This window comes from Streptomyces sp. NPDC002870, assembly GCF_042888505.1.
In the GTDB taxonomy this organism is placed as follows: domain Bacteria; phylum Actinomycetota; class Actinomycetes; order Streptomycetales; family Streptomycetaceae; genus Streptomyces.
In genome coordinates this window covers 420501-444442 of the sequence record NZ_JBIAPW010000002.1, presented here as the reverse complement: position 1 = coordinate 444442, position 23942 = coordinate 420501, and the positions used below count along the sequence as shown (strand labels likewise).

At 70.1% G+C, this 23942-nt stretch carries 19 protein-coding genes; 11 read left to right on the top strand and 8 right to left on the bottom strand.

Annotation, left to right across the window (positions count from 1 at the left end; translation table 11 throughout):
* Window positions 1–108: 108 nt before the first annotated feature.
* Window positions 109–1497 carry a maltokinase gene (locus ACFYWY_RS04530; RefSeq protein WP_389179520.1) on the top strand — a complete coding sequence of 463 codons (1389 nt, stop codon included), beginning with the start codon at window positions 109–111 and terminating at the stop codon, window positions 1495–1497.
* 101 nt (window positions 1498–1598) lie between these two features.
* The gene (glgB, locus tag ACFYWY_RS04525; protein ID WP_389179605.1) at window positions 1599–3863 is read left to right on the top strand and encodes a 1,4-alpha-glucan branching enzyme; all 2265 of its coding nucleotides are present in this window, start codon (window positions 1599–1601) and stop codon (window positions 3861–3863) included.
* Between the two features lie 30 nt (window positions 3864–3893).
* On the opposite strand, the gene ACFYWY_RS04520 is transcribed toward glgB, so the two are convergent.
* Together ACFYWY_RS04520 and ACFYWY_RS04515 are read right to left on the bottom strand one after the other, a co-directional pair.
* Complete coding sequence (locus ACFYWY_RS04520) at window positions 3894–6194, bottom strand: HelD family protein (RefSeq protein WP_389179518.1); 2301 nt, start codon at window positions 6192–6194, stop codon at window positions 3894–3896.
* A gap of 215 nt (window positions 6195–6409) precedes the next feature.
* Entirely contained in the window at window positions 6410–6889 is a 480-nt protein-coding gene (locus ACFYWY_RS04515; protein ID WP_389179515.1) for a MarR family winged helix-turn-helix transcriptional regulator, read from the bottom strand.
* A 129-nt stretch (window positions 6890–7018) separates the two neighbouring features.
* Between ACFYWY_RS04515 and ACFYWY_RS04510 the strand changes: the two genes are divergently transcribed.
* Window positions 7019–7987, top strand: a complete 969-nt coding sequence (locus ACFYWY_RS04510; protein ID WP_389179512.1) for an alpha/beta hydrolase — start codon at window positions 7019–7021, stop codon at window positions 7985–7987.
* A gap of 45 nt (window positions 7988–8032) precedes the next feature.
* Here the strand turns inward: ACFYWY_RS04510 and ACFYWY_RS04505 are convergent, their stop codons facing one another.
* Complete coding sequence (locus ACFYWY_RS04505; protein ID WP_389179509.1) at window positions 8033–8935, bottom strand: NAD(P)-dependent oxidoreductase; 903 nt, start codon at window positions 8933–8935, stop codon at window positions 8033–8035.
* Window positions 8936–9234: 299 nt separating this feature from the next.
* On the opposite strand from ACFYWY_RS04505, the gene ACFYWY_RS04500 reads away from it, so the two are divergent.
* The gene (locus ACFYWY_RS04500; protein ID WP_389179506.1) at window positions 9235–10701 is read left to right on the top strand and encodes a glycoside hydrolase family 16 protein; all 1467 of its coding nucleotides are present in this window, start codon (window positions 9235–9237) and stop codon (window positions 10699–10701) included.
* 86 nt (window positions 10702–10787) lie between these two features.
* On the opposite strand, the gene ACFYWY_RS04495 is transcribed toward ACFYWY_RS04500, so the two are convergent.
* Window positions 10788–11441 (bottom strand): SAM-dependent methyltransferase, encoded by a 654-nt coding sequence (locus ACFYWY_RS04495; RefSeq protein ID WP_389179503.1) that lies wholly within the window; start codon window positions 11439–11441, stop codon window positions 10788–10790.
* A gap of 130 nt (window positions 11442–11571) precedes the next feature.
* On the opposite strand from ACFYWY_RS04495, the gene ACFYWY_RS04490 reads away from it, so the two are divergent.
* A complete protein-coding gene (locus ACFYWY_RS04490) occupies window positions 11572–12147 on the top strand; it encodes a helix-turn-helix domain-containing protein (protein ID WP_389179500.1) in 576 nt (191 codons plus the stop codon).
* A 40-nt stretch (window positions 12148–12187) separates the two neighbouring features.
* On the opposite strand, the gene ACFYWY_RS04485 is transcribed toward ACFYWY_RS04490, so the two are convergent.
* Entirely contained in the window at window positions 12188–13267 is a 1080-nt protein-coding gene (locus tag ACFYWY_RS04485; RefSeq protein WP_389179497.1) for an NAD(P)/FAD-dependent oxidoreductase, read from the bottom strand.
* Between the two features lie 234 nt (window positions 13268–13501).
* A complete protein-coding gene (locus tag ACFYWY_RS04480; RefSeq protein ID WP_389179494.1) occupies window positions 13502–14887 on the bottom strand; it encodes a cation:dicarboxylate symporter family transporter in 1386 nt (461 codons plus the stop codon).
* A gap of 127 nt (window positions 14888–15014) precedes the next feature.
* On the opposite strand from ACFYWY_RS04480, the gene ACFYWY_RS04475 reads away from it, so the two are divergent.
* The 6 genes from ACFYWY_RS04475 (at window position 15015) to ACFYWY_RS04450 (ending at window position 21399) form a co-directional block, all read left to right on the top strand.
* Complete coding sequence (locus ACFYWY_RS04475; RefSeq protein ID WP_389179491.1) at window positions 15015–16652, top strand: ATP-binding protein; 1638 nt, start codon at window positions 15015–15017, stop codon at window positions 16650–16652.
* 76 nt (window positions 16653–16728) lie between these two features.
* Window positions 16729–17415 (top strand): response regulator, encoded by a 687-nt coding sequence (locus ACFYWY_RS04470; protein WP_389179488.1) that lies wholly within the window; start codon window positions 16729–16731, stop codon window positions 17413–17415.
* A gap of 125 nt (window positions 17416–17540) precedes the next feature.
* Window positions 17541–18908 carry an ABC transporter substrate-binding protein gene (locus ACFYWY_RS04465; RefSeq protein WP_389179485.1) on the top strand — a complete coding sequence of 456 codons (1368 nt, stop codon included), beginning with the start codon at window positions 17541–17543 and terminating at the stop codon, window positions 18906–18908.
* A complete protein-coding gene (locus ACFYWY_RS04460) occupies window positions 18905–19771 on the top strand; it encodes a carbohydrate ABC transporter permease (protein ID WP_389179482.1) in 867 nt (288 codons plus the stop codon). The genes ACFYWY_RS04465 and ACFYWY_RS04460 overlap by 4 nt, the downstream gene beginning before the upstream one ends.
* The gene (locus ACFYWY_RS04455; RefSeq protein WP_389179479.1) at window positions 19771–20595 is read left to right on the top strand and encodes a carbohydrate ABC transporter permease; all 825 of its coding nucleotides are present in this window, start codon (window positions 19771–19773) and stop codon (window positions 20593–20595) included. The genes ACFYWY_RS04460 and ACFYWY_RS04455 overlap by 1 nt, the downstream gene beginning before the upstream one ends.
* A gap of 192 nt (window positions 20596–20787) precedes the next feature.
* The gene (locus ACFYWY_RS04450) at window positions 20788–21399 is read left to right on the top strand and encodes a helix-turn-helix domain-containing protein (RefSeq protein WP_389179602.1); all 612 of its coding nucleotides are present in this window, start codon (window positions 20788–20790) and stop codon (window positions 21397–21399) included.
* Here ACFYWY_RS04450 and ACFYWY_RS04445 read toward each other — a convergent pair.
* Both ACFYWY_RS04445 and ACFYWY_RS04440 read right to left on the bottom strand, forming a co-directional pair.
* Complete coding sequence (locus ACFYWY_RS04445; protein ID WP_389179476.1) at window positions 21396–22463, bottom strand: RICIN domain-containing protein; 1068 nt, start codon at window positions 22461–22463, stop codon at window positions 21396–21398. The two genes, ACFYWY_RS04450 and ACFYWY_RS04445, sit on opposite strands and share 4 nt — an antisense overlap.
* A gap of 227 nt (window positions 22464–22690) precedes the next feature.
* A complete protein-coding gene (locus tag ACFYWY_RS04440; protein WP_389179473.1) occupies window positions 22691–23716 on the bottom strand; it encodes an ATP-dependent 6-phosphofructokinase in 1026 nt (341 codons plus the stop codon).
* Window positions 23717–23942 lie beyond the last annotated feature (226 nt).

Here is a 23942-nt window from a genome sequence, read left to right as displayed (position 1 = left end):
CACTCTCCCCTTCATCCCCGCGCGCCGCCGGACAGCCACTGCTGTAATCCGGGACACTCTGCGCATACAGCGCCATTGGAGTGCATCTCGGGGAAAGGACGCGATGCCATGTCGGAGGCTGCATCCACCCGGACTCCCGTCGCTCTTCTCCCGTCGCTCGCCCCGCTGCTGCACGCCTGGCTGCCCCGCCAGCGGTGGTTCGCGGGCAAGGGCCACCCGGTCACCGGGTTCTCGCTCGTCTCGGCGACCGAGCTGCTGCCGCTGGACGGCGGGTCGGGTCCCGGGCTGCTGCATCTGCTGCTGCGGGTGAAGCAACCAGGGCTTCCGGCCCCCTCCTCTCAGGACTGCTACCAACTCCTCCTCGGCGTACGCGAGACACTGCCGCCGCATCTCGCGCCCGCGCTGATCGGCCATCTGGCCGAGGGCCCGCTGGCCGGGCGGACCGTCTACGAGGGCCTGCACGATCCGCGGCTCGCGGAGCTGATCCTGGAGCGGCTGCGCACGCCGGGCGCTCTCGGTCCGCTGCGCTTCGACCGGTTCGACCGCGCCCCCGCCATCCCCGCCGGTCTCGCCGCGCGCCGACTGGACGCAGAGCAGTCCAACTCCTCGCTGGTGTACGGCGATGCGTACATCCTCAAGCTCTTCCGTCGCGTTCACCCCGGCCCCAACCCCGATCTGGAGCTGCCGCTCGCGCTGGCCCGCGCCGGGTGCGACCGGGTCCCGGTGCCGGTCGCCTGGTACGAGGCCACCTCGCCCGAGCCGTGCACCCTCGGTGTGCTGCAGCCGTTCCTGCGCGGCTCGCAGGACGGCTGGCTGCTCGCGCTGGACTCGCTGGCCGCCGGGCGGTCCTTCACCGACGACGCCCGCGCGCTCGGCCGCGTCACCGCCGAGGTGCACACGGCACTCGCGGGCGAGCTGCCCACCGTGATGGTGCGCCGGCCGCAGACCGAGCACCTGGCGGACGCAATGACCCAGCGCCTTGAAGCGGCCGCGCAGGCGGTGCCCGCGCTGCTGCCCTACGTGCCACGGCTGCGGGCCGCCTTCGACGCGCTGGCCGCGATGGGCAGTCGCGGCCGCGCCTGGCGGGCCCAGCGCGTCCACGGCGATCTCCATCTGGGACAGACCCTGCGCGGCGGCGGCCCGCACGGCGACGGCCACTGGTCGGTCATCGACTTCGAGGGCGAGCCCGCCCGGCCGCTCGGTGAACGCCGCAGGCCACAGCCCCCGGTGCGCGATGTGGCCGGCATGCTCCGCTCGTTCGACTACGCGGCCCGCACGCACCGACCGTGGAACCCGGACTGGGCGGAGCGCTGCCGTACGGCGTACTGCGAGGGCTACGCCGAGGCCGGCGGCGACGATCCCCGCGCCGATCCCGAACTGCTGCGCGCGTACGAGACGGACAAGGCCGTGTACGAGGTCGTCTACGAGGCGCGGCACCGCCCGGACTGGCTTCCGGTGCCGATGGCGGCGATCGACCGCCTGGCCGCAACCACCTGATCCCCACTGCCTCAAGGAGGCCGACCCCCGTGAGCGCCCGCCCCCCGTCCCGCAATTCCTCCGACCCCGATGTGCCCAAACGGGCGGCCGACCGCGCGCCCCTGGCCAAGAAGACCGCGGCGCCGAAGCCGCGGGCCGGTGCCGGCCATGGCGTGCGGGCCGCGCGGCCGCTCGCGGACGGTGACCGGGAGCGGCTGCTGGCCGGCGCCCATCACGATCCGCACGCGCTGCTCGGCGCGCACGAGCTGCGGGGTGGTGTGGAGCTGCGGGTACTGCGTCCGTTCGCGCGGTCGGTGACCGTGCTCGCCAAGGGGCTGCGGGCCGAGCTGCACGAGGACGGCGGCGGGTTCTTCTCGGGTGTGCTGCCGCTGCGCGCGGCCCCGGAGTACCAGCTGCTGGTCGCGTACGACGACGGCACCGACTCCGGGACCGAGATCGAGATCGAGGTGCAGGATCCGTACCGCTTCCTGCCCTCGCTCGGCGAGCTCGATCTGCATCTGATCGGCGAGGGGCGGCACGAGGAGCTGTGGCGGGCGCTTGGCGCGCATCCGATGGCGCACCGGGGCGTCACCGGCACCCGGTTCACACTGTGGGCGCCCAACGCTCAAGGGGTGCGGGTCGTCGGCGACTTCAACTACTGGGACGGCACCGGCCACCCGATGCGCTCGCTCGGCTCGACGGGTGTCTGGGAGCTGTTCGTTCCCGGGGTCGGCGAGGGCGCGCTCTACAAGTTCGACATCACCCGCCCGGACGGTTCGCACACCCTGCGGGCCGACCCGATGGCGCGGCGCGCCGAGGTGCCGCCCGCCAACGCCTCGATCGTGACGGAGTCGCACCATGTGTGGCATGACGAGGAATGGATGGAGCACCGCGGCGAGCGGCCGGTGCACGAGGCGCCGTTCTCCGTCTACGAGCTGCATCTCCCCTCCTGGCGGCCGGGCCTGACCTACCGCCAGCTCGCTGTGCAACTCCCCGCGTACGTAAAGGACTTGGGCTTCACGCATGTGGAGTTCATGCCGGTCGCGGAGCACCCCTTCGGCGGCTCCTGGGGCTATCAGGTCACCGGCTTCTACGCCCCGACCTCCCGAATGGGCACTCCCGACGACTTCCGCCATCTGGTCGACGCCCTGCACCGGGCGGGCATCGGCGTGATCGTCGACTGGGTGCCGGCGCACTTCCCGAAGGACGACTGGGCGCTCGCGGAGTTCGACGGCCGCCCGCTGTACGAGCACGAGGACCCGGCGCGTGCCGCGCACCCGGACTGGGGCACCCTCGAGTTCGACTACGGCCGCAAGGAGGTGCGCAACTTCCTGGTCGCCAACGCGACGTACTGGTGCGAGGAGTTCCACATCGACGGCCTGCGGGTGGACGCCGTCGCCTCGATGCTCTACCTCGACTACTCCCGCGAGCAGGGCGAGTGGACACCGAATGTGCACGGCGGCCGGGAGAACCTGGACGCGGTCGGCTTCCTTCAGGAGATGAACGCCACCGTCTACCGGCGCTGCCCCGGCGTCGTGACGATCGCCGAGGAGTCCACGGCCTGGGACGGGGTCACCCGCGCCACCCACCATGTCGGCCCGGGCGGCTTCGGCGGCCTCGGCTTCGGCCTGAAGTGGAACATGGGCTGGATGCACGACTCCCTGGGCTATGTCTCGCACGAGCCCGTGCACCGCAAGTTCCACCACAACGAGATGACGTTCTCGATGGTGTACGCGTACAGCGAGAACTATGTGCTGCCGATCTCGCACGACGAGGTGGTGCACGGCAAGCAGTCGCTGGTGAGCAAGATGCCGGGCGACTGGTGGCAGCAGCGCGCCAACCACCGCGCCTATCTGGGCTTCATGTGGGCCCACCCGGGCAAGCAACTCCTCTTCATGGGCCAGGAGTTCGCGCAGGGCGCCGAGTGGTCGGAGGGCCACGGCCCGGACTGGTGGCTGCTCGACCCGTCGTACGCGGCGGAGGCGGACCACCGCGGGGTGCGGCATCTGGTGCGCGATCTGAACACGGTGTACGGCGCCACCCCGGCGCTCTGGCAGCGGGACACCGACCCTGGGGGCTTCGCCTGGGTGGAGGGCGATGCCGCCGAGGACAATGTCTTCTCGTTCCTGCGCTACGACGCCTCGGGCGCGCCGCTGCTCGCCGTGTGCCACTTCTCGCCGGTGGTGCGGCACGAGTACCGGCTCGGTGTGCCGGACGCGGTGCAGGCGTGGAGGGAGGCTCTCAACACGGACGGTGCGCGGTACGGCGGCAGCGATGTGCTCAACCCGGACCCGCTGAAGCCGGAGTCGGTGCCGTCGCACGGCCGCCCGGCGAGCATTCAGCTGACGCTGCCGCCGCTGGCGACGTTGTGGCTGCGGCCGGTCTGAGACCGAGCCTCGACAGCCTGAGACCAAGCCTCACCCGTCCCGGCCGTGCTCCGTACGCACCACGCCCAGGCGCTGGGTCGCCCGGGTGAGCGCCACATAGAGGTCGTTCGTGCCGTGTACCGAGCCGGAGCGGATCAGCTCCGGCTCGACGACGATCACCGTGTCGAACTCCAGGCCCTTCGCCTGCCGCGGGTCGAGCAGCACGACGGGCTTGGTGAGGTCCGGTTCGGCCCCCTGGCCGGCGTCGGGCAACTCGGCCGCGAGGGCGGCCTGGAGCCCGCCGGGGGCGATCACCGCGAGCCGTCCCTCGTGGGGCGCACCGGCCACCAGCTCGGCGACGGTACCGGCCAGTTCGTCCGGGGACACGGCCGCCTCCCACGGCTTCACGCCCGTCGAGCGCACCGAGCGCGGCGGCTCGAAGGCCGGGTCCTCGCTCCGCCGTACGTCCGCCGCGAGCTCCATGATCTCGGCGGGCGTACGGTAGTTGACCTCGAGGCGGGTGTGCTGCCAGCGGTCGCCGACGTACGGCTCGAGAATCCGCTGCCACGAGCCGCAGCCCGCCGCGTCGCCTGTCTGGGCCGGGTCGCCGACCAGGGTCATGGATCGGGTGGGGCAACGGCGCATCAGCAGCCGCCACGCCATCGCCGAGAGCTCCTGCGCCTCGTCGACGATGATGTGCCCGAAGGCCCAGGTCCGGTCGGCGGCGGCACGCTCGGCGGCGCTGCGGTGGTCGGCCTCTTCCTGGCGCTCCGCCATCCGCTCGGCGTCGATGATGTCGTGCGCGGCGAGCACTTCGGACTCCTCGTCCTCGAACTCGTACGTCTTCGAGCCCGCGGAGAGCTCCAGCACGCCCTGCGCATAGGCGATCCGCTCCTGCCGCTCGGCCTCCTCTGCGGCGCGCTGGGCGCTGTCGTCGACGCCGAGGAGTTCGGCGGCCTCGTCCAGCAGCGGCACATCGGCGGGTGTCCAGGGTCCGGCGATCCGACGGACCAACTCCGCGTCCTTCTCGGCCAGTTGCACCTCGGGCGCGGCGAGGAAGTCCGCGACGAGCTGCTCCGGGGTGAGCGGGGGCCACAGCTCGTCGATCGCCGCGTGCACCTCGGCACTGGTGGCGATCTCCTTGCCGAGCTGGGCGATGTCGTCGGGGCCGAGGAGGTTCGGCCCGCCGAGGGGATCCGCGCCGAGCCGGTCGGTGAGCTGGGCGGTCAGCGCGTCGATGATCCGGAAGGCGAAGTGCGGCCGGGCCAGATTGTGCGGCAGCCCGGTGGCGCGGGCACCGTCGCGGGCGTCGTACGCCATCTCGCGATCGAGCCGCAGGATTCCGTACCCCTCGTGTTCGATCTCCAGCGCGGGTCCGGGCAGGATGTCCGGATCCTCCTGGTCGGTCTCGGGGTCGCGCTCGCGGTCGCTCTCGGGCACAGACTCGGGCAGCGCCTGCCGGTCGCGTACGACACGGGCCAGCACATCGGCCATCTCGGCGCGCCCCTTCACCTCGGCGGCCTCGGGTGTGTCGGTGCCGGTGGCGCGTACACCGGGGAAGAGCTCGGCCATGGTCGACAGCAGCACGCCCGTCTCACCGAGCGAAGGCAGCACCTGGCCGATGTAGCCGAGGAACGCCGGGTTGGGCCCCACGATCAGCACGGCGCGCCTGGCCAGCTGCTCGCGGTGCGCGTAGAGCAGATACGCCGCCCGGTGCAGCGCGACCGCGGTCTTCCCGGTGCCGGGCCCGCCCTCGACGACGAGGACGCCGTGCCGCGACGCCCGGATGATGCGGTCCTGCTCGGCCTGGATGGTCTGCACGATGTCGGCCATCCGCCCGGTGCGCGCGGCCCCGAGCGCGGCGAGCAGCACGGCGTCCGCGTCATGTTCCTCGTACCCGGTGCGGGTGGTGTCGGCGAGGTCGAGGATCTCGTCGTGAAGGGCGGTGACGGTGCGCCCCTTGGTGGTGATGTGCCGCCGTCGGCGCAGCCCCATCGGCTCGTACCCGGTGGCGAGGTAAAAGGGCCTTGCGACCGGTGCGCGCCAGTCGATGAGCAGCGGGGTGCGTTCCGAATCGCCCTCCCGCATTCCGATACGCCCGATGTGATGGTGCGCGCCGTCCTTCATATCGATACGCCCGAAACAGAGCCCCGAGTCCACCGCATTCAGTCCGGAGAGCAGCCCGGACTGCTGGGCAACGAGCACATCCCGCTCGACCCGGGCCTGCAAACCGGTGCTGACCTGCCCGATCGTCGTCTTGACCGCGGCTTCGGCCTGCTCGCGGAGTGCGTCAAGGCGCTCGTAGAGCAGGGAGACGAATTGCTGTTCATTATGCAATTCCTCGGTTGACAATTCAGCTCCTGACGCGATATGGTGTCACCTGTGAACTTCTCCATGCATTCTATTGCGCATGGGCACGGAAACATCCAATATACGCAGAGAAATACCCCGGCCGTCAATTCGGCGCCGGGGTACTTTTCTGTGCATGGACATATCGGCAGGCCGAAGCCTGAGCTGACCGTGGCCGCGCGACGACGGGCGCCGGCGGGCCGGGGAACTCGAGCCGGTTACGGGCGACCGGTGACGTTGCCGGTCAGCCGGCGCAGCAGACGCCTCGCGTCCTCGGCCTCGCTGGGCGTCAGCCCCATGGCGTCGCTGATGGCGGGTGGAACACCCTTGGCCCGCTCGCGCAGTGCGACACCGTCATCGGTCAGGCTGACCACGACCAGCCGCTCATCCCCGGGGTCCCGCTCACGCCGGAGCAGTCCGTTCGCCTCCAGGCGCTTGAGCAGGGGCGTCAGGGTGCCGTAGTCGAGCTGCAGCGCGGATCCCAGCTCCTTGACGGGCACCGAGCCGTGCTCCCAGAGCACGAGCATCACCAGGTACTGCGGATAGGTCAGCCCCAGGCCGTCCAGCAGCGGGCGGTAGCGGCCGGTGACAGCCCGCGAAGCCGCGTACAGGGCAAAGCACAACTGGTCGTCGAGCAGCAGGGAAACGCCCTTCAGGACCCCGGCCGGCTCCGAGGCCGCGGACTGGGCAGTGGTCATCCGCCTCTCCCCTCTCCCTCTCATCGACAACGCCACACTCAGCTTACCTCGCCCACACTTACCTAGTTCCCGATTACCTCGTGCACGATTGACTTGCGCCCGAGGAAATTGGACGCTAGTCTTCACGGCATGAACCAGAACACGGAACGACCCGTTCTCGAACCTGCCGCCGCCGCGTTCGCCGAGGCCACGGCCAACCCGCCGTACCTGTACGAGCTGCCGCCCACCGAGGGCCGCAAGGCAGTCGATGACGCCCAGTCGGGCGAGATCGCCAAGCCTGCCGTCGACGAGGAGTGGGTGACGGTCCAGGGCGGTCCCACCGGCAGCGTGCGGGCACGGATCATCCGCCCGGCCGGCTCCACGGGTCCCCTCCCCGTCATCCTCTACATCCACGGCGCGGGCTGGGTCTTCGGCAACGCGCACACCCACGACCGTCTGGTCCGCGAACTGGCCGTCGGCGCCGGGGCCGCGGTCGTCTTCCCCGAGTACGACCTCTCGCCCGAGGCCCGCTACCCGGTCGCCATAGAGCAGAACTACGCCGTCGCCCAGTGGGTAGCCCGCCAGAGCCTCCACAGCGACCTCGACGCCACGCGCATCGCGGTCGCCGGCGACTCGGTCGGCGGCAACATGACCGCGGCGCTGACCCTGATGGCCAAGGAGCGGGGCGATGTCCCGCTGGTCCAGCAGGTGCTCTTCTACCCGGTGACCGACGCCGCGTTCGACACCCCGTCATACCACCAGTTCGCCGAGGGCTACTTCCTGCGCCGCGACGGCATGCGGTGGTTCTGGGACCAGTACACGACCGACGAGGCCGAGCGCGCCCAGATCACCGCGTCGCCCCTGCGCGCCGGCACCGAACAGCTCACCGGTCTGCCCCCGGCCCTGGTCATCACCGCCGAGGCCGACGTCCTGCGCGACGAGGGCGAGGCGTACGCCGGCAAGCTGCGCGCCGCGGGCGTACCCGTCACCGCCGTCCGCTACCAGGGCGTCATCCACGACTTCGTGATGCTCAACGCCCTGCGTGGGACGAATGCCGCCGAGGGCGCCATCACCCAGGCCATCGGCACCCTGCGCTCAGCCCTGCACCCCGTCGACTGACCGCCGTCGTTGACGTCGGCGTCAAGGCGCGTCACGGCAACCCGCTCAGTCCCGCAGTGCCTCGTACGTGCTCGCCCAGTCGTCGGAGCCGTGGCCCTTCGCGATCGCCCGGTCCGCGACCGACTTGACGGCCTCCAACTGGGAGACGTCGAGCCCGCGGGTGCGCGCGGCGTGCAGGATGTGCTCCACGCCCGCGGCCATCATGCCGAGGTTGGCCTGCGCCCCCGGGTACTTCCCCGCGTCGATGTTGGCTGCCGTGTACTCCGCGATGGGCGGCAGGATCTGGACGATGGTGTTGAGATACGGGGCGATGTCCGCTGCTTTGACCCCGTAGGCCGTGGCCAGAGCGTACGCGTGGACCAGGCCCGAGATGCTGCCGTAGAAGAAGTCGAGCAGCGACAGGTCGTAGAGCGCGGCGAGTCCGGGATCCGTGCCGACGAAGGCGGCTTTGCCTCCCAGCGCCTTGAGGGTGGATTCGTGGCGCTCGAAAGCACCCTGCACGCCGGAGTAGAAGAGCAGCGCATCGGGCGAGCCGATGAGCGGAGTCGGCACCATCACCGCGCCGTCCAGGTAGCTGATGCCATGGGACTGCGCCCAGGCCGCCGCCTCCCGGGAGCGCTCTGGGGTGTCGGAGGTGAGGTTGACCAGGACACGGCCCGTGAGGGCGTCGGCGAGCGGGGCCAGGATCGCGTGGGAGGCGTCGTAGTCGACGACGCAGACAAGGGTCAATTCACTTGCGCGTACGGCCTCTTCTGCGGTCGCGGCGCGGACCGCGCCGCGCGCGACGAGCTCGTCGCCCTTGCCCTGAGAGCGGTTCCAGACAGTGATCAGGTGGCCTGCGTCGAGGAGGGCACCCGCGAGCGCCTGGCCCATCGCGCCGAGGCCGATGACGGTGACCGAAGTGCGGGCGGTGACAGAAGTGAGGGAGTTGTTCTGGGTGGTGGACATGACGACAATGCTTCTTCGCTGCACACTCCCCCACAAGTACCTACAAATAAGTCAGGTACCCACCGAAAGGTAAACATCGAGGTCGGCGAGGTCAGCACAGTCAGCTCTGCGGACGCAGCGGCGGCCCCCGCTCATGACCAGCCACTCAGCACAACTAATCGCTGGGTTCAGGAAGTTAAGGGTGCACAGCCATTGACGGCTGCACTGTCTACATCTACAAAACTCTCTGAGAGCGCTCTCACATCCCTCGGCGCCACCCTTTGGCACCACCCTCGGCACCACCCTCCCGGAGGTGTTCCTTGAGCACGAGCCGCATCAGACGCACCCCCTTCCTCACCGTCCTCGTCGCCCTCGCGGTCGCCCTGGCCGGCTTCATCGCCGTCACCGGCTCCGGGTCGGCGCGCGGCGACGTACCCCCCACGCCCGGCTGGAACCTCCAGTGGAGCGACGACTTCAACGGTGGCAACCGCACCCTGCCCTCGTCCGCCAACTGGCAGATAGACACCGGCCACGGTTACCCCGGCGGGCCGGGCAACTGGGGCACCGGCGAGATTCAGAACTACACCAGCAGTCCCGACAACGTCAGCCACGACGGCAACGGCAATCTGCGCATCACCCCGCTCCGGGACGGCGCGGGCAACTGGACCTCCGCCCGCATCGAGACCCGGCGCGCCGACTTCAAGGCTCCCGCGGGCGGCACCCTGCGTATCGAGAGCCGTATCCAGATGCCCAACGTCACCGGCCAGGCGGCGCTCGGCTACTGGCCGGCGTTCTGGGCCCTCGGATCCCCCTACCGCGGAAACTTCTGGAACTGGCCGTCCATCGGCGAGTTCGACATCATGGAGAACGTCAACGGGATCAACTCCGTCTGGGGCGTGCTGCACTGCGGCGTCAACCCCGGCGGCCCCTGCAACGAGACCAGCGGCATCGCCAACAACCGCGCCTGTCCCGGGGCGAGTTGCCAGTCCGCCTTCCACTCCTACCGCTTCGAGTGGGACCGCTCCGTCTCCCCCAATGAGCTGCGCTGGTACGTGGACGGCCAGCTCTTCCACAGCGTCAACCAGAACCGTATGGACGCCGGGACCTGGGCGAACATGACCGATCACGCGGGCTACTTCATTCTGCTCAATGTCGCGATCGGCGGCGCGTTCCCCGACGCGCTGGCCGGCAAGACCCCCACCCCCGCGACCGTCCCCGGCCACCCCATGCTCGTCGACTACGTCGCCGTCTGGACCAGGGGCGGCGGCTCGACCACCCCGCCGCCCACCGATCCGCCCACCACCCCGCCGCCGTCCGGCTCCTCGCAGCTGTATCTGCGTACGGGAGGCGGCGCGGGCGACGCCGCTGCATCGGCCTCGACGGTGAGCCTGGCGTCGGCGGGCGGCGCCAACTACGACGGCACCCCGCACAACCCGCAGGTCTTCACCTCCTCCGGGATCACCCGGAAGTACAACGGCGGGTCGACACAGTTCGATCTCTTCGTCGACGCGGGCTCAACGGTCGCCAACGGCCAGCAGATCAGGGTGAGTTACGACCGTACGGGCGACGGGACCTGGGACCGGACGGAGACGTACCACTACTTCGCCACCGATCCCGTGGCGGGCTACGAGCACTACACGCAGGCGAAGGGCCTGAAGTCGGCCACCGGATCGCTCGGCGATCTGGCGAACGGCAAGGTCCGGATCGAGGTCTGGAGCGCCATCGGCGGCGGCCCCAGCACGGTCGGCGTCGGCAACCAGTCCGTCGTACGGATCCCCTTCGACTGAACTCCAGTCCGTTTCCGGGGCCGGGACGCCCGACGGACGGCTTGCGGACTGCGGGCCGGGGCGTCCCGGTCCTCGGCGGATTGTCGTCACGCGGTCCGACGCCGGACGGCGATGACGTTGTCGGTGACGGTGGCGGTCTGTCCGTCCGGTCCGGTGGCGAGGCGCTGGGGGCGGTCGAGGCGTTCGGCCTGCCAGCGGGCCGGGTCCAGTTCCAGGCCGCTGAAGACGTCATCGGGTGTGGGGAAGCGCGTGTGCGGGTCGGGGTTCCAGGCCCAGGGGCGGACCGAGCCGTGGTCGACGATGAGCAGCAACCCGCCGGCAGTCAGCGCCCGGGCCGCCTGCTGGAGGACGCGCGCCCGGGGGAACTCCAGGGGAGTGTGCAGGTATTGGGCGGAGATGAGGTCGAAGGCGCCGTCGGGGAAGGTGCGGGCCAAGTCGTGCCGCTCGGTCGTGAGGCGGTCGTCGACGCCGGCCGCGGCAGCGTGAACGGCCGTGCGCTCCAGGGCGGTTGCGGAGACGTCGACCGCGGTGACCTGCCAGCCGTGGGTTGCCAGCCAGACGGCGTCGCCTCCCTCTCCGCAGCCCAGGTCCAGCGCGTTGCCGGGTGACAGTAGCCCGGCGGTCTCGGTCAGCACGGGGTTCGGGCTGCCTTTCCACACGCGTTCGTGGCTGCCGTAGTGGCCTTCCCAGAAGCGTTCGGCTTCGCTGACGTGGTTCGTGTCGTGAGTGCGGTCGCTCATGCTGACGCCAATCTGTTCGTCGAGTGGGTGGCGTTGCCGTTCATGGGGGATGGGGCCCGTTCACGGTCGAGAGTGATCCGCCAGGTCGCTGACTTGCAATGTTTCATGCCGCTTCGGCAAGGTGTCCGGTATGGACGAGCTGAATGACGTGCTGGCCGCCGTGGGGCCTCGCCTGCGAGAACTCCGACGGCAGCGGAGCGTCACCCTGGCCGAATTGGCGGCGACGACCGGCATCTCGGAGAGCACGCTGTCGCGGCTGGAGAGCGGCGGGCGGCGGCCGAACCTGGAGTTGCTGCTGCCGCTCGCGCGCGTCTACGGCGTCCCGCTGGACGAGTTGGTCGGGGCGCCGCACACCGGGGACCCGCGTGTGCACATCCGTCCGGTGCGCCGCTTCGGGATGACCTTCATGCCGCTGACCCGCCGGGCCGGCGGGATGCAGGCGTACAAACTGGTGATCCCGCCCCGGGGCGGGGAGGTCGATCCCGACCCCAAGGTGCACGAGGGGTACGAGTGGCTCTACGTCCTCGACGGCCGGCTGCGACTGCTCCTCGGGGACCAGGACCTGGTCCTGAAACCTGGTGAGGTCGCGGAGTTCGACACCCACGTCCCGCACTGGCTGGGGGCGGCCGGCGCCGAACCCGTCGAACTGCTCGTCCTGTTCGGCCAGCAGGGCGAACGGGCCCATCTGCGCGCCCGCTCGACCTGACCCCGGGCGGGCGTCCTGCGCACAGCGCGGCACGCGGGTGTCACTGCTCCGCGGCCCGGCCGGGACGCGGGAATCCGTCGAGCCCGTGACGGCGCTCGCCCAGGACCCGCTCGCAGTTCGCGGCCTCCGGGGCCGGAGTCAACACATCGGACGACCGAGCCGCCGCCCGGCGGGCCACCGCGGCATCGGTGTCGGCCTTCACCAGGTCGGCGTTGATCGCCGCCGCGGCCTGCATTCCAGCGGCCGCGGCGCCGACGACTCCGCCCATGAGGTCGGTGATGTTGCCCGCCACCCACACCCCGGCCACGCCGGTGAACCCGCTCGCGTCCGACTCCACATGGCTCCCCACGCCCAGCGGGTGCTCCACGGCTGTCAGGCCGAGGCCCGACAGCACCCCACCGCGCGCCTCGAATCGCGGCGCCACAGCCAGAGCCCGCACCGGCACACGCTGCCCGGAGACCAGTCGCACTCCCGAGAGGCGGTCGTCACGGATTTCGAGAGCCTCGACCTCTCCGTCGACCACGGTGATCCCGCGCGCGGCCAGCTGCCCCCACTGTTCCTCGTCCGGGTCGTCTCCCGTGTGCAGAAACAGAGTCACGTCCGCGGACCACTGGCGGAACAGCAGCGCCTGGTGCACCGCTCGCGGACCGGTGGCCAGCACCCCGATCGGCGCATCGCGCACCTCCCAGCCGTGGCAGTACGGACAGTGCAGCACGTCACGCCCCCATCGCTCGCGCAGACCGGGGATTTCGGGGAGTTCATCGACGAGTCCGGTGGTCATCAGCAGCCGCCGTGCCGAAAAGCTCTGGCCGCCCTCGGTATCCACCACGAAGCGTTCACCGGCACGGCAGGCGGTGACGGCACGGTCCGCCACGATCTGCCCGCCATAGGCGGTGACCTCCTCACTGCCCGCCCGCAGCAGCTCGCTGGGCGCGACCCCGTCACGGGACAGGAACCCGTGCACTCCGGAAGCGGGAGCGTTGCGCGGCTCCCCGGAGTCGACCACCAGCACCGAACGCCGGGCCCGGGCCAGAGTCAGTGCACCGGACAAGCCGGCGACTCCACCCCCGACGACCACGACATCCAGATCAACGACGTTTCGCTTGTCCATCTCAGTCATACCGGCACCCTGCGACCCGCAGGGACAGATACGCAATTCTTCTTGCCGTTACAGCAACAGTGCCGGCGGTGAAGTGCCTCGGCGGGCGGGGCCGGCACTATGCGCGTACGAGTGCGGGCGAGGCGCTGACCGCGGGCGGCTGATCGCTCATCCGCCCGCGGTCAGCGGCTGGGCGGTGATCCGGCCCGTCAGGCCGCCCGCCGCCCAGCCGCTTCACGCCCCGCCCGCCGTCCGTCAGACCTTCGCGGGCACCCCGTCCGCGTCCCGCTGCTCCGGCACGTCCGCGTCCTTGGCCAGAGACACGTCCCCGGCCGTCTGCGGCGCACCGTCGTCCAGGAGCGTCTCTTCGTCGAACGGCAGCCGCCCGGCCAGCACCTCGTCGACCTGCACCTTGTCGATCTCCTTCGTCCACGTACCGATCAGCACCGTCGCGACCGCGTTGCCCGCGAAGTTGGTCAGCGCACGCGCCTCACTCATGAAGCGGTCGATACCGACGATCAGACCGACGCCGTCGACCAGCTCCGGCCGGTGCGACTGCAGACCGCCCGCCAGCGTGGCCAGCCCGGCTCCACTGACGCCCGCCGCGCCCTTCGACGCGACGAAGAGGAAGAGAAGGAGCGGGATCTGCTCCCCGATCGACATCGGGTCGCCCATCGACTCCGCGATGAAGAGCGAGGCCATCGTCATGTAGATCATGGTGCCGTCGAGGTTGAAGGAGTAACCCGTCGGGACGGTGATGCCGACCACCGGCTTGCTCACGCCCAGGTGCTCCATCTTCGCGATGAGCCGCGGGAGCGCGGACTCGGAGGAGGAGGTGGACAGGATCAGCAGGAACTCACGGCCCAGGTACTTGAAGAGCGTGAGGATGTTGAGCCCCGCCACGATGCGCAGCAACCCGGCGAGCACGATGAAGACGAAGAGGAAGCAGGTGACGTAGAAGCCGATCATGAGTACGGCGAGACTCTTGAGGGCGTCCAGACCGGCGGAGCCGGTGACGGCGGCGATCGCGCCGAAGGCGCCGACCGGCGCGGCCCACATCACCATGGCGAGGATGCGGAAGACGAGCCGCTGAATGTGCTCGACACCGCGCAGCACCGGCTCGCCGACCGAACCCATCGCCTGCAGCGCGAAGCCGGCGAGCAGCGCGACGAGGAGGGTCTGCAGGACCTCGCCCGCGGTGAAGGCGGAGACCATCGTGGTCGGGATGATCCCGAGCAGGAATTCGACCGTGTCCTTGGCCTCTTCCCCGACCTGTCCCTGGCCCGCCTCCTTGACCGCGTCGGTCACCGCCAGGCTGTCACCCGGGTGCAGGATGTTGCCGACGACCAGGCCGATGGCGAGGGCGACCAGCGACATGACCATGAAGTAGCCGAGCGCGATGCCGCCGACCGCGCCGACCTTGGCGGCCTTTCGTACCGAGCCGATGCCCAGCACGATCGTGCAGAAGATGATCGGCGAGATCATCATCTTGATCAGGTTCACGAAGCCGGTACCGAGCGGCTTGAGTTCGGTGGCGAAATCGGGGGCGGCCAGGCCCACGGCGATGCCGAGCACCACCGCGATGATCACGGCGATATAGAGATAGTGGGTACGGTCCCGCCTGACGGCTCCAGCAGCCACGGGGTGCCTCCTCGTTGAATTGGGCGTCCATGTCCCGATGGATGTCCGTGACTATTCAGGAGGCTGTGACACGGGTCACCGTTGCGTGCGTTTCGTTCACATAAAATCGGCCAGGCAGACTTGTTGCATGCGCATACCCGTTCCCCGCAGCCTCGCCGGCCAGCTCTTCGCCATGCAGGTCGTGCTGGTCGCCGCGATCGTGGCGGGCTGCGCGCTCTTCGCATACGTCACGGACCGCTCGCAGGCCGAGGAGACCGCGCGCCTGCAGACCCGGGCGACGGCGGCGGCCGCCGCGCGCTCACCCTCCGTCATCGAGGCCGCGCGCTCCGACGACCCGTCGGCGCGGCTCCAGCCGTACGCGGAGGCACTGCGCAAGGCCACCGGGGTCAACTTCGTGGTGATCATGACCCCGGACGGGACACGCTGGACGCACCCCGAGCCGGGCCAGATCGGCAAGACGTATCTGGGGCACATCGGCCCTGCGCTGCGGGGCAAGGTGCACACAGAGACGTACGTGGGCACGCTCGGCTCCTCGGTGCGGACGGTGGTCCCGGTATACGACGGCAAGAAGATCACCGGGCTTGTCAGCGCGGGCATCACCATCCAGAAGATCAGCGAGCAGGCGCGCAAGCAGGTCACCGCGCTGCTCGGCGTGGCGGGGGCCGCGCTCGCGCTGGGCGGCATCGGCACATACGTGATCAATGCCCGGCTGCGACGGCATACTCACGGCATGAACGCGGCCGAGCTGAGCCACATGCACGACTACCACCAAGCCGCGCTGCACGCCGTGCGCGAGGGGCTGATGATGCTCGACGGGCAGCGGCGGATCGCCCTGTTCAACGACGGGGCGCGCGAGCTCCTCGGACTGGACGACGACGCGGTGGGCCGCCCGGTGGCCGAACTCGGGCTGCCGGCCGCGCTCATGGGCGCGCTGCTGGCGTCCGAGCCGCGGGTCGACGAGGTGCATCTGACCGCCGACCGCGTCATCGTCGTGAACACCAGCCCGGTCGTCGGCGCCAAGCAGCGCGGGACTGTGGTCACACTCCGGGACCACACCGAACTCCAGGCGCTCTCGGGCGAGTTGGACTCTGAGCGCGGCTTCACCCAGGCCCTGCGCTCGCAGGCGCACGAGGCGGCCAACCGCCTCCACACGGTCGTCTCGCTGATCGAGCTCGGCCGCGTGGACGAGGCGGTCGACTTCGCGACCGCCGAGCTGGAACTGGCCCAGGACCTGACCGACCGGGTCGTCGGCGCGGTCGGCGAACCGGTGCTGGCCGCGCTGCTGCTCGGCAAGGCGGCGCAGGCGAACGAGCGGGGCGTTGAGCTGGTCCTCACGGAGGACAGCCGGATCGACGACGGGGTCCTCCCGCCGTCGCTGCCCGCGCGTGACCTGGTGACGATCCTGGGCAACCTGATCGACAACGCGGTCGACGCGGCGTCGGAGGCGGCGGGCTGGGGCGACCCGCTCGAACCCCGGCCCGCCGGACGGCCGCTGCGTGCCCGGGTCTCCGTCACGGCGCGCGCGGACAACGACGAACTGCTGCTGCGCGTCGCGGACTCGGGCGAGGGCATCGACCCGGCCGACGCGGACGAGGTGTTCCGGCGCGGCTGGTCCACCCGAGGCGCGGGGCGCGGGCTCGGCCTGGCGCTGGTCCAGCAGGCCGCGCACCGCAGCCGCGGCACTGTGGTGCTGGCCCAGGGCCCGGACGGCGGCGCGGAGTTCACCGTACGGCTGCCGCTGCACACGGCGGAGGTCCCGGCATGACCACCGCCCCGCTCGCGCCTCCCCCGCGCCCCGCCGCGCCTAGTGCCCGGCTGCCGCGCACCGCGGAGGTGTCCCCGTGAGCGGCGAGCCCATCAGAGTTCTCGTCGTCGAGGACGACCCCGTCGCCGCCGACGCGCACGCCCTCTACGTCGGCCGCGTCACCGGGTTCGCCGTCGCCGGGGTCGCGCACTCGCGCGCCGAAGCGGTACGGATTCTCGAACGCGCCGAGGTCGATCTGCTCCTCCTCGACCTCTACCTGCCCGACGGGCACGGCCTCCACCTCGTACGCTCGCTGCGCGCCGCCGGTCACTCGGCCGACGTCATCGCCGTGACCTCCGCCCGCGATCTCGCGATCGTCCGCGAAGGCGTCTCCCTCGGGGTCGTCCAGTACGTCCTGAAGCCCTTCACCTTCGCCACCCTCCGCGACCGCCTGCGCCGGTACGCCGAGTTCCGCGCCGCCGCAGGTGAGGCCAGCGGCCAGGACGAGGTCGACCGGGCGCTCTCCGCGCTCCGGGCGCCCGAGGGCGGCGGTCTGCCCAAGGGGCTCAGCGCCCCCACGCTGACGGCCGTCACCCGTACCCTGCGCGAATCCGCCGCCGGGCTCACCGCCGCCGAGGCCGGCGCCGCCGTCGGCATCTCGCGGATCACGGCGCGCCGCTATCTCGAGCATCTCGTCACCGAGGGGAGGGCCGTGCGCAGCCCCCAGTACGGGCAGATCGGGCGGCCCGAGTTCCAGTACCGCTGGAAGCCCGCCGCACATTGAGTGGCCGCCCCAACGACCTTGGCCTGCACGGGGATTGACCCTGTGAACGGGCCGGTCCTACGGTCACCGGGCAGCCCCCGTGCCCGCAGCCCTCCGGCTCGGACGCCCCCGGCTCAGAGGAGGTCGTGCCCGTGCGCCCCACCGCCCCACTGATCCTCGTCACCACCGTCACGGCACTAGCCGCGGCAACGCTCACGGCCTGCGGCGGCGACGCCGGCGGCGACCCCGACACCGTCAAGGTCGCCTACAACAGGTCCACCGACAACAAGATCCGCTTCAAGGACGCCCATCTCGAGGCCGCCAAGAAGCAGTTCGAGAAGGAACACCCGGGCAAGAAGATCAAGCTCATCCCGATCCAGGCCCCGGACAACGACTACGCCACCAAGGCGCAGCAGATGATGCGCTCCCCCAAGACCGCCCCGGATCTGGTCTACGAGGACACCTTCCGCATCAACTCCGACATCAAGGCCGGGTACTTGAAGCCACTGGACGCCTACCTCCCCAAGTGGGACCAGTGGAGCCAGTTCGTGGACACGGCGAAGGCCGCGGCCAAGGCGGAGGACGGCAGGACGTACGGCATCCCCGACGGCACCGACACCCGCGGCCTGTGGTTCAACAAGGCGATCTTCGCGAAGGCCGGCCTGCCCGCCGACTGGCAGCCCAGGAACTGGGCGGAGATCCTCACCGCGGCCCGTACCGTCAAACAGAAGGTACCCGGCGTCATCCCGCTCAACGTCTACACCGGCAAGGGCCCCGGCGAGGCTGCCGTGATGCAGGGCTTCGAGATGCTGCTGTACGGCACCGGCGAGGACCCCCTCTACGACGCCTCCGCCAAGAAGTGGGTCGCGGGCGGCAAGGGCTTCAAGGACTCGCTCGACTTCGTACGGACGGTCTACGCGGAGAAGCTGGGACCCGACGTCTCGGACGCCCTCGACCCCAACGTCGGCACACGCGTCGCCACCGAGTGGCTCCCCGAGGGCAAGCTGGCCATCTCCCTGGACGGCTCCTGGATGGGCCAGAACTGGATCAACAAGGGCCCCAAGGAGTGGCCGGAGTGGAGCAAGGAGCTCGCCCAGACCCCGATGCCGACGCAGAGGGGGCAGGCGCCCGGCAAGGTGTCCATGTCCGGCGGCTGGGCCTGGTCGATCCCGCAGAAGGCCAAGAACCCGGATCTCGCCTTCGACTTCATCAAGACGCTGCAGACAGCGGAGAACGCGACGCAGTGGTGCGTGGTCGCCGCGCAGATCGCCGTACGCAAGGACGTGGCGGCCGACCCGAAGTATCTGAAGTCCATGCCGGGCATCGACTTCTTCACCGGTCTGGTGCAGTACACCCACTACCGGCCCGCGCTGCCCGTCTATCCGCAGGTCTCGACGGCGATCGGCGAGGCGATGGAGAACGTGACGACGGGTGACGCATCGCCGGCGGAAGCGGCGAAGGCGTACGACGACCAGCTGAGTACGATCGTCGACGGCGCGGTCCTCACCAAGTGAGCGCCACCAGAACGGGATGGTGGCGGTGGGTACCGCTCACCCCCGCCACCATCCTTCTGCTTCTTTTTCTGGCGGGACCGATCGGCTACTGCGTCTGGATCGCCTTCACCGACACGCAGCTGACGGGCGCGTCCGGCTCCGACTTCGTCGGCCTGGACAACTTCCGCCGGGCCTTCGCCGACGACGATTTCCGTAACGCCGTCTGGCTCACGCTCGTCTTCACCTTCGTCTCGGCCGTGGTCGGCCAGAACACCCTGGGCCTGGCGCTGGCCGGCCTGATGCGGGCCGCGTCCCGTCCCGTACGGACCCTCACCGGCACCCTCGTCATCACGGCCTGGGTGCTGCCGGAGATCGTCGCGGCGTTCCTGCTGTACACCTTCTTCCGCCGCGAGGGAACGCTGAACGCCCTGCTGGACTGGCTCCATCTGCCGTCCCAGAACTGGCTGTTCACCCTTCCCATCCTTGCGGTGTCGTTCGCCAATGTCTGGCGCGGCACCGCCTTCTCGATGCTGATCTACTCCGCCGCGCTCGCCGAGATCCCGCGCGACATCACGGAGGCGGCGGAGGTCGACGGGGCGAGCGGCCCGCGCCGGATCTGGCACATCACGCTGCCGATGATCCGCCGCTCCATCGGCACCAATCTGATGCTCAACACCCTCTCGACGCTGTCGGTCTTCGGCCTGATCTGGGCGATGACGCGCGGCGGCCCGGGCAATCGCAGCCAGACGCTGCCGGTGTTCATGTACGACCAGGCGTTCCTGAAGAGCCTGATCGGCTACGGCACGGCGGTGGCGCTGCTGCTTCTGCTGGTGGGCTCGCTGTTCTCGATCGTCTATCTGCGTCTGATGAAGGTGGAGGTGTGATGCGCCGGACCACCCGGGCCCGGCTCACCGCCGACGCCGCGCTGCTGCTGACCGCCGCGGCTTTCGCGATTCCGCTGGTGTGGCTGCTGCTGGCCTCGGTGGACACGGAGGCGGATCTGCGGGTGCGGGCGCCCTCGTCGTTCACCGCGGACAACTTCGACGCGGTGCTCACCGACGAGATCACTTTCACGCCGATGCTCAACAGCCTGCTGCTGTGCGGCGGCGCGACTGTGCTGACGGTGGTGTGCGCGGCGCTCGCCGCGTATCCGCTCTCGCGCCATCACTCGCGCTGGGGCCGTCCGTATCTGCTGACGATCCTGTTCACGACGTGTCTGCCGATCACCGCGGTCATGGTCCCGGTCTACGGACTGTTCGTGCAGGTCGATCTGATCGACACGATGTACGGCACGGGCCTTTTCCTCGCCACGTCCCAACTGCCGCTCTCCATCTGGCTGATGAAGAATTTCATGGACGGCGTCCCGGTGGTCCTGGAGGAGGCGGCCTGGACGGACGGGGCGTCGAGTCTGCAGACGCTGACCAGGGTCGTGCTGCCGCTGATGGGTCCGGGACTGACCGTGGTGACGATCTACACCTTCATCCAACTCTGGGGGAACTTCTTCGTACCGTTCATGCTGATCCTCTCCCCCGAGCAGCTGCCCGCGTCCGTCTCGATCTTCAGCTTCTTCGGCAACTACGGCTCGGTGATCTACGGGCAGCTCGCGGCGTTCTCGATCCTGTACTCGGCGCCGGTGCTGGTGCTGTACATGCTGATCGCCCGGAGGCTGGGCGGGGGGTTCGCGCTGGGGGGCGCCGTCAAGGGGTGATGGACCGGCCTGTATCGTCACGTGACGTTACCAAGTGGTAACGATCAGCTCGGACGTTCCTACGATAAGTTGCTCTGGGTGAACGAACCGTAGTCGTCGGCTCCTGTGGCCCCCTAGCGTGTGCACGTGCACCACACCCCCTCCCCACCCTTCAACGCCCCCGCCGCACGCCGACTGCGCGAGGCCCTCGGAATGGCTCCCGGCCATGTCGCGTACGGCCTCCGTGCCCAGTACGGGCTCCACATCACCCCCGACACGGTGGTCGCCTGGGAACGCGGACTCGACGCCCCCGGAGCGCACGAACTGACGGCGCTCGCGGGGGTGTTGTGGTGCGCGCCCACCGATCTGCTCACCGCCGCGACCACCCTGCGCGAGCACCGGATGGCGCGCGGCCTCGCCCCCGACGACCTGGCTCGGCGGGTGGGCGTGGACGCCACCTCGTACGGGCGGATGGAGGAGTCGGGGCGCTGGCGCGGCAACGAGCGGCAGACCAGCGCGCTCGCCGAGGCGCTGGAACTGGGCCCCCGCGAGCTGCTGACCGCGACCGGCCGGGACGAGGACCTCGCCGATCTGCTGCGGGACGCGATGAAGGCGCGCTGGCAGGCGTACGTACGCCCGGTCGGGAAGATGCTGCCGATGGACCGCGGCCACCTCGAGGGCGTGCTGCAGGAGCTGCACGCCGCCTATCAGTCCAGGATGGTGGCCACCCTCAGCTGGGGCGCCACGTCACAGGACACCGGGGAGCCGGGCCGGGAGTTCCTGGACCGGATAGTGGACCACTTCTGGGAACTGGCGCACGGCTAGGGCGTGCCGGTCTCCCGGTCAAACGCGAACAACTGACCCTTCGCGTCCTTGGTGCAGGTCAGCTGCCGTATCTCGGCGCCGGGCTGCGTGGCGGCCTCAGGCACCCCGGCGCACAGGTCGCTGTGCAGGGGCCGCATCCGGTAGCCGCGCACCGGCTTCCCCACCGGCTCCAGCCGGAAGGCCTCTGCGGGGCCGCGTTTGCCGCACTCCTGGTCTTCGACCGGCGCGCCGACCTCCATCGACTTCTCCTTGACACCGGTGCAGCCCTCGCCGAATGTCCTGTGGAAGGTCACGATCCGCCAGGCGGGTTCGAGGCCCTTCAGGCTGAAGCGCGGGGTGGTGTCGGGCGAGCACGGCTGCTGGTACAGCTGCCCGTTCTGCCCGCCTTCCTCTGCCAGACACAGACCCGAATGGACGGCCCTGATCCGTACGGGCCCGGGCCGAAGAGGGCCGGGCTGAAGAGTGCCGGGCTGAGACGAGCCCGGCTGCGCAGAGGCGGGCCGCGAAGAGCCGGGCTCCGTGCTCTGCTTCTTCTCCCGCTCGTCGGAGTCGAAGGAGGCGAGCGTCACCGCCAGCGCGACCCCGCCCAGCGCGACGACCACCGTCGGCAGCAACGCACGGGCGAGCCACGGTCTGCGCGGCGGCTCGGGCGGCCCGGACTCCTCGGCGCCGGGTCCCGGTCCCGCTGCCGGTCCCGGTCCCGGTTCCGTTCCCGGTCCCGCTGCCGGTGCCGGTTCGCCGACGGCGTACTCCGGGACCTCGGCTGACGGCCGTTCGCGCCGGCTGAGCTCCTTGCGAACGCGCAGCCAGGTCTCGGCCGTCCCGGGGCCGCAGCCGCAGGCGCGTACGAACGCCGCCACGAGTTCCTCGCGCGGCACCGTGCTGCGGCTGAGCATATTGGCGACGGTCGAGCGCGGCAGTACGTCGCCGACCGCATCCGCCCGAGCGGTCAACTCCCGGTAGGTCAGGCCGGACCAGTCCTTGAGCGCCTGCATCTGCGCGACGAACTCGGCAGAGCTCCGGGCCTGTTCGGGATCCGGAGCGGCGGGTCCGTCGGAGTCCATGCGTCCCTCCCCTTCGACGTTCACCTGCTGGGACAGGGTCGGGACATGTCCCGGACGCGGAACAGCCTTGCGATTCACTCCAGTCAACTCAAGAGTGATCTGCGCCATCCAAGGCGAAAAAGGAGTGGCCTTGATCGCGCACGGGGGTCACGGTCAAGGCCACTCGGCAGCCGAAGCCGAAGCAGGAGTCAACGTCAAAGCAGAAGCCGAAGCCGAAGCACGCAGGGTCAGAAGACCGACTCCGCCTCGTACACCCGGTCCTCGGGCACGGTCTTCAGCTGGGCGACCGCCGCCGCCAGCGGCACCATCACCACGTCCGTCCCGCGCAGCGCGGTCATCATGCCGAACTCGCCGCGGTGCGCCGCCTCCACCGCATGCCAGCCGAAGCGCGTCGCCAGCACCCGGTCGTACGCGGTCGGCGTGCCACCACGCTGCACATGACCGAGAATCACCGGCCGCGCCTCCTTACCGAGCCGCAGCTCCAGCTCCGCGGCGAGGCGGTTGCCGATGCCCTCGAAGCGCTCGTGCCCGAACTGGTCGATCGCGCCCTTCGCGTAATCCATCGAGCCCTCTGCCGGATGCGCGCCCTCCGCCACGCACACCACCGCGAACTTCTTGCCGCGTGAGAATCGCTCCTCGACCATCTTGACCAGGTCCTCGACCTGGAAACGCCGCTCGGGCAGACAGATGCCGTGCGCGCCGCCCGCCATGCCGGACTCCAGCGCGATCCAGCCCGCGTGCCGGCCCATGACCTCGACGACCATGACGCGCTGGTGCGACTCGGCCGTGGTCTTGAGGCGGTCGATGGCCTCGGTGGCGACCGTGACGGCGGTGTCGAAGCCGAAGGTGCGGTCGGTGCCGGAGATGTCGTTGTCGATGGTCTTCGGCACGCCGACGACGGGCATCCCCGCGTCGGAGAGCATCCGGGACGCGGTGAGCGTGCCCTCGCCGCCGATCGGGATGAGCGCGTCGATGCCGTACTGCTTCGCCAACTCCGCGGAACTCTCGGCGGCTTCGCGCAGCCGGCCGCGCTCGAGGCGCGCGGAGCCCAGGATCGTACCGCCGCGGGGGAGAATGCCGCTGACGGCGTTGAGGTCGAGCGGCCGGTAGTGGCCGTCGAGCAGCCCCTTGAACCCGTCCTCGAAACCTATGACTTCGTCGCCGTGGCCGGTCAGAGCCCGGTGCACGACCGACCGGATCACTGCGTTCAGGCCCGGGCAGTCGCCGCCTGCCGTGAGAACTCCGATGCGCATCGTGCTGTGTCTCCTGCTCGTCATTGGTACATGTGAGCCCAGGTTCGATTGTTCCACGGACCCCGGGGAACCCGCGCTTTCAGCTACTCCGCCGTACTGCGCCGGGCCCTCGCTCGCGGGCCTTTGGACCAGGCCTCGCCCGGCGGGCGCCTTATCCACCCGCAGAGGTATTGTCAAGAGGGCAATGCCGCCCCAAGCGGCTTTTTTGTATGCACAAACATGGACA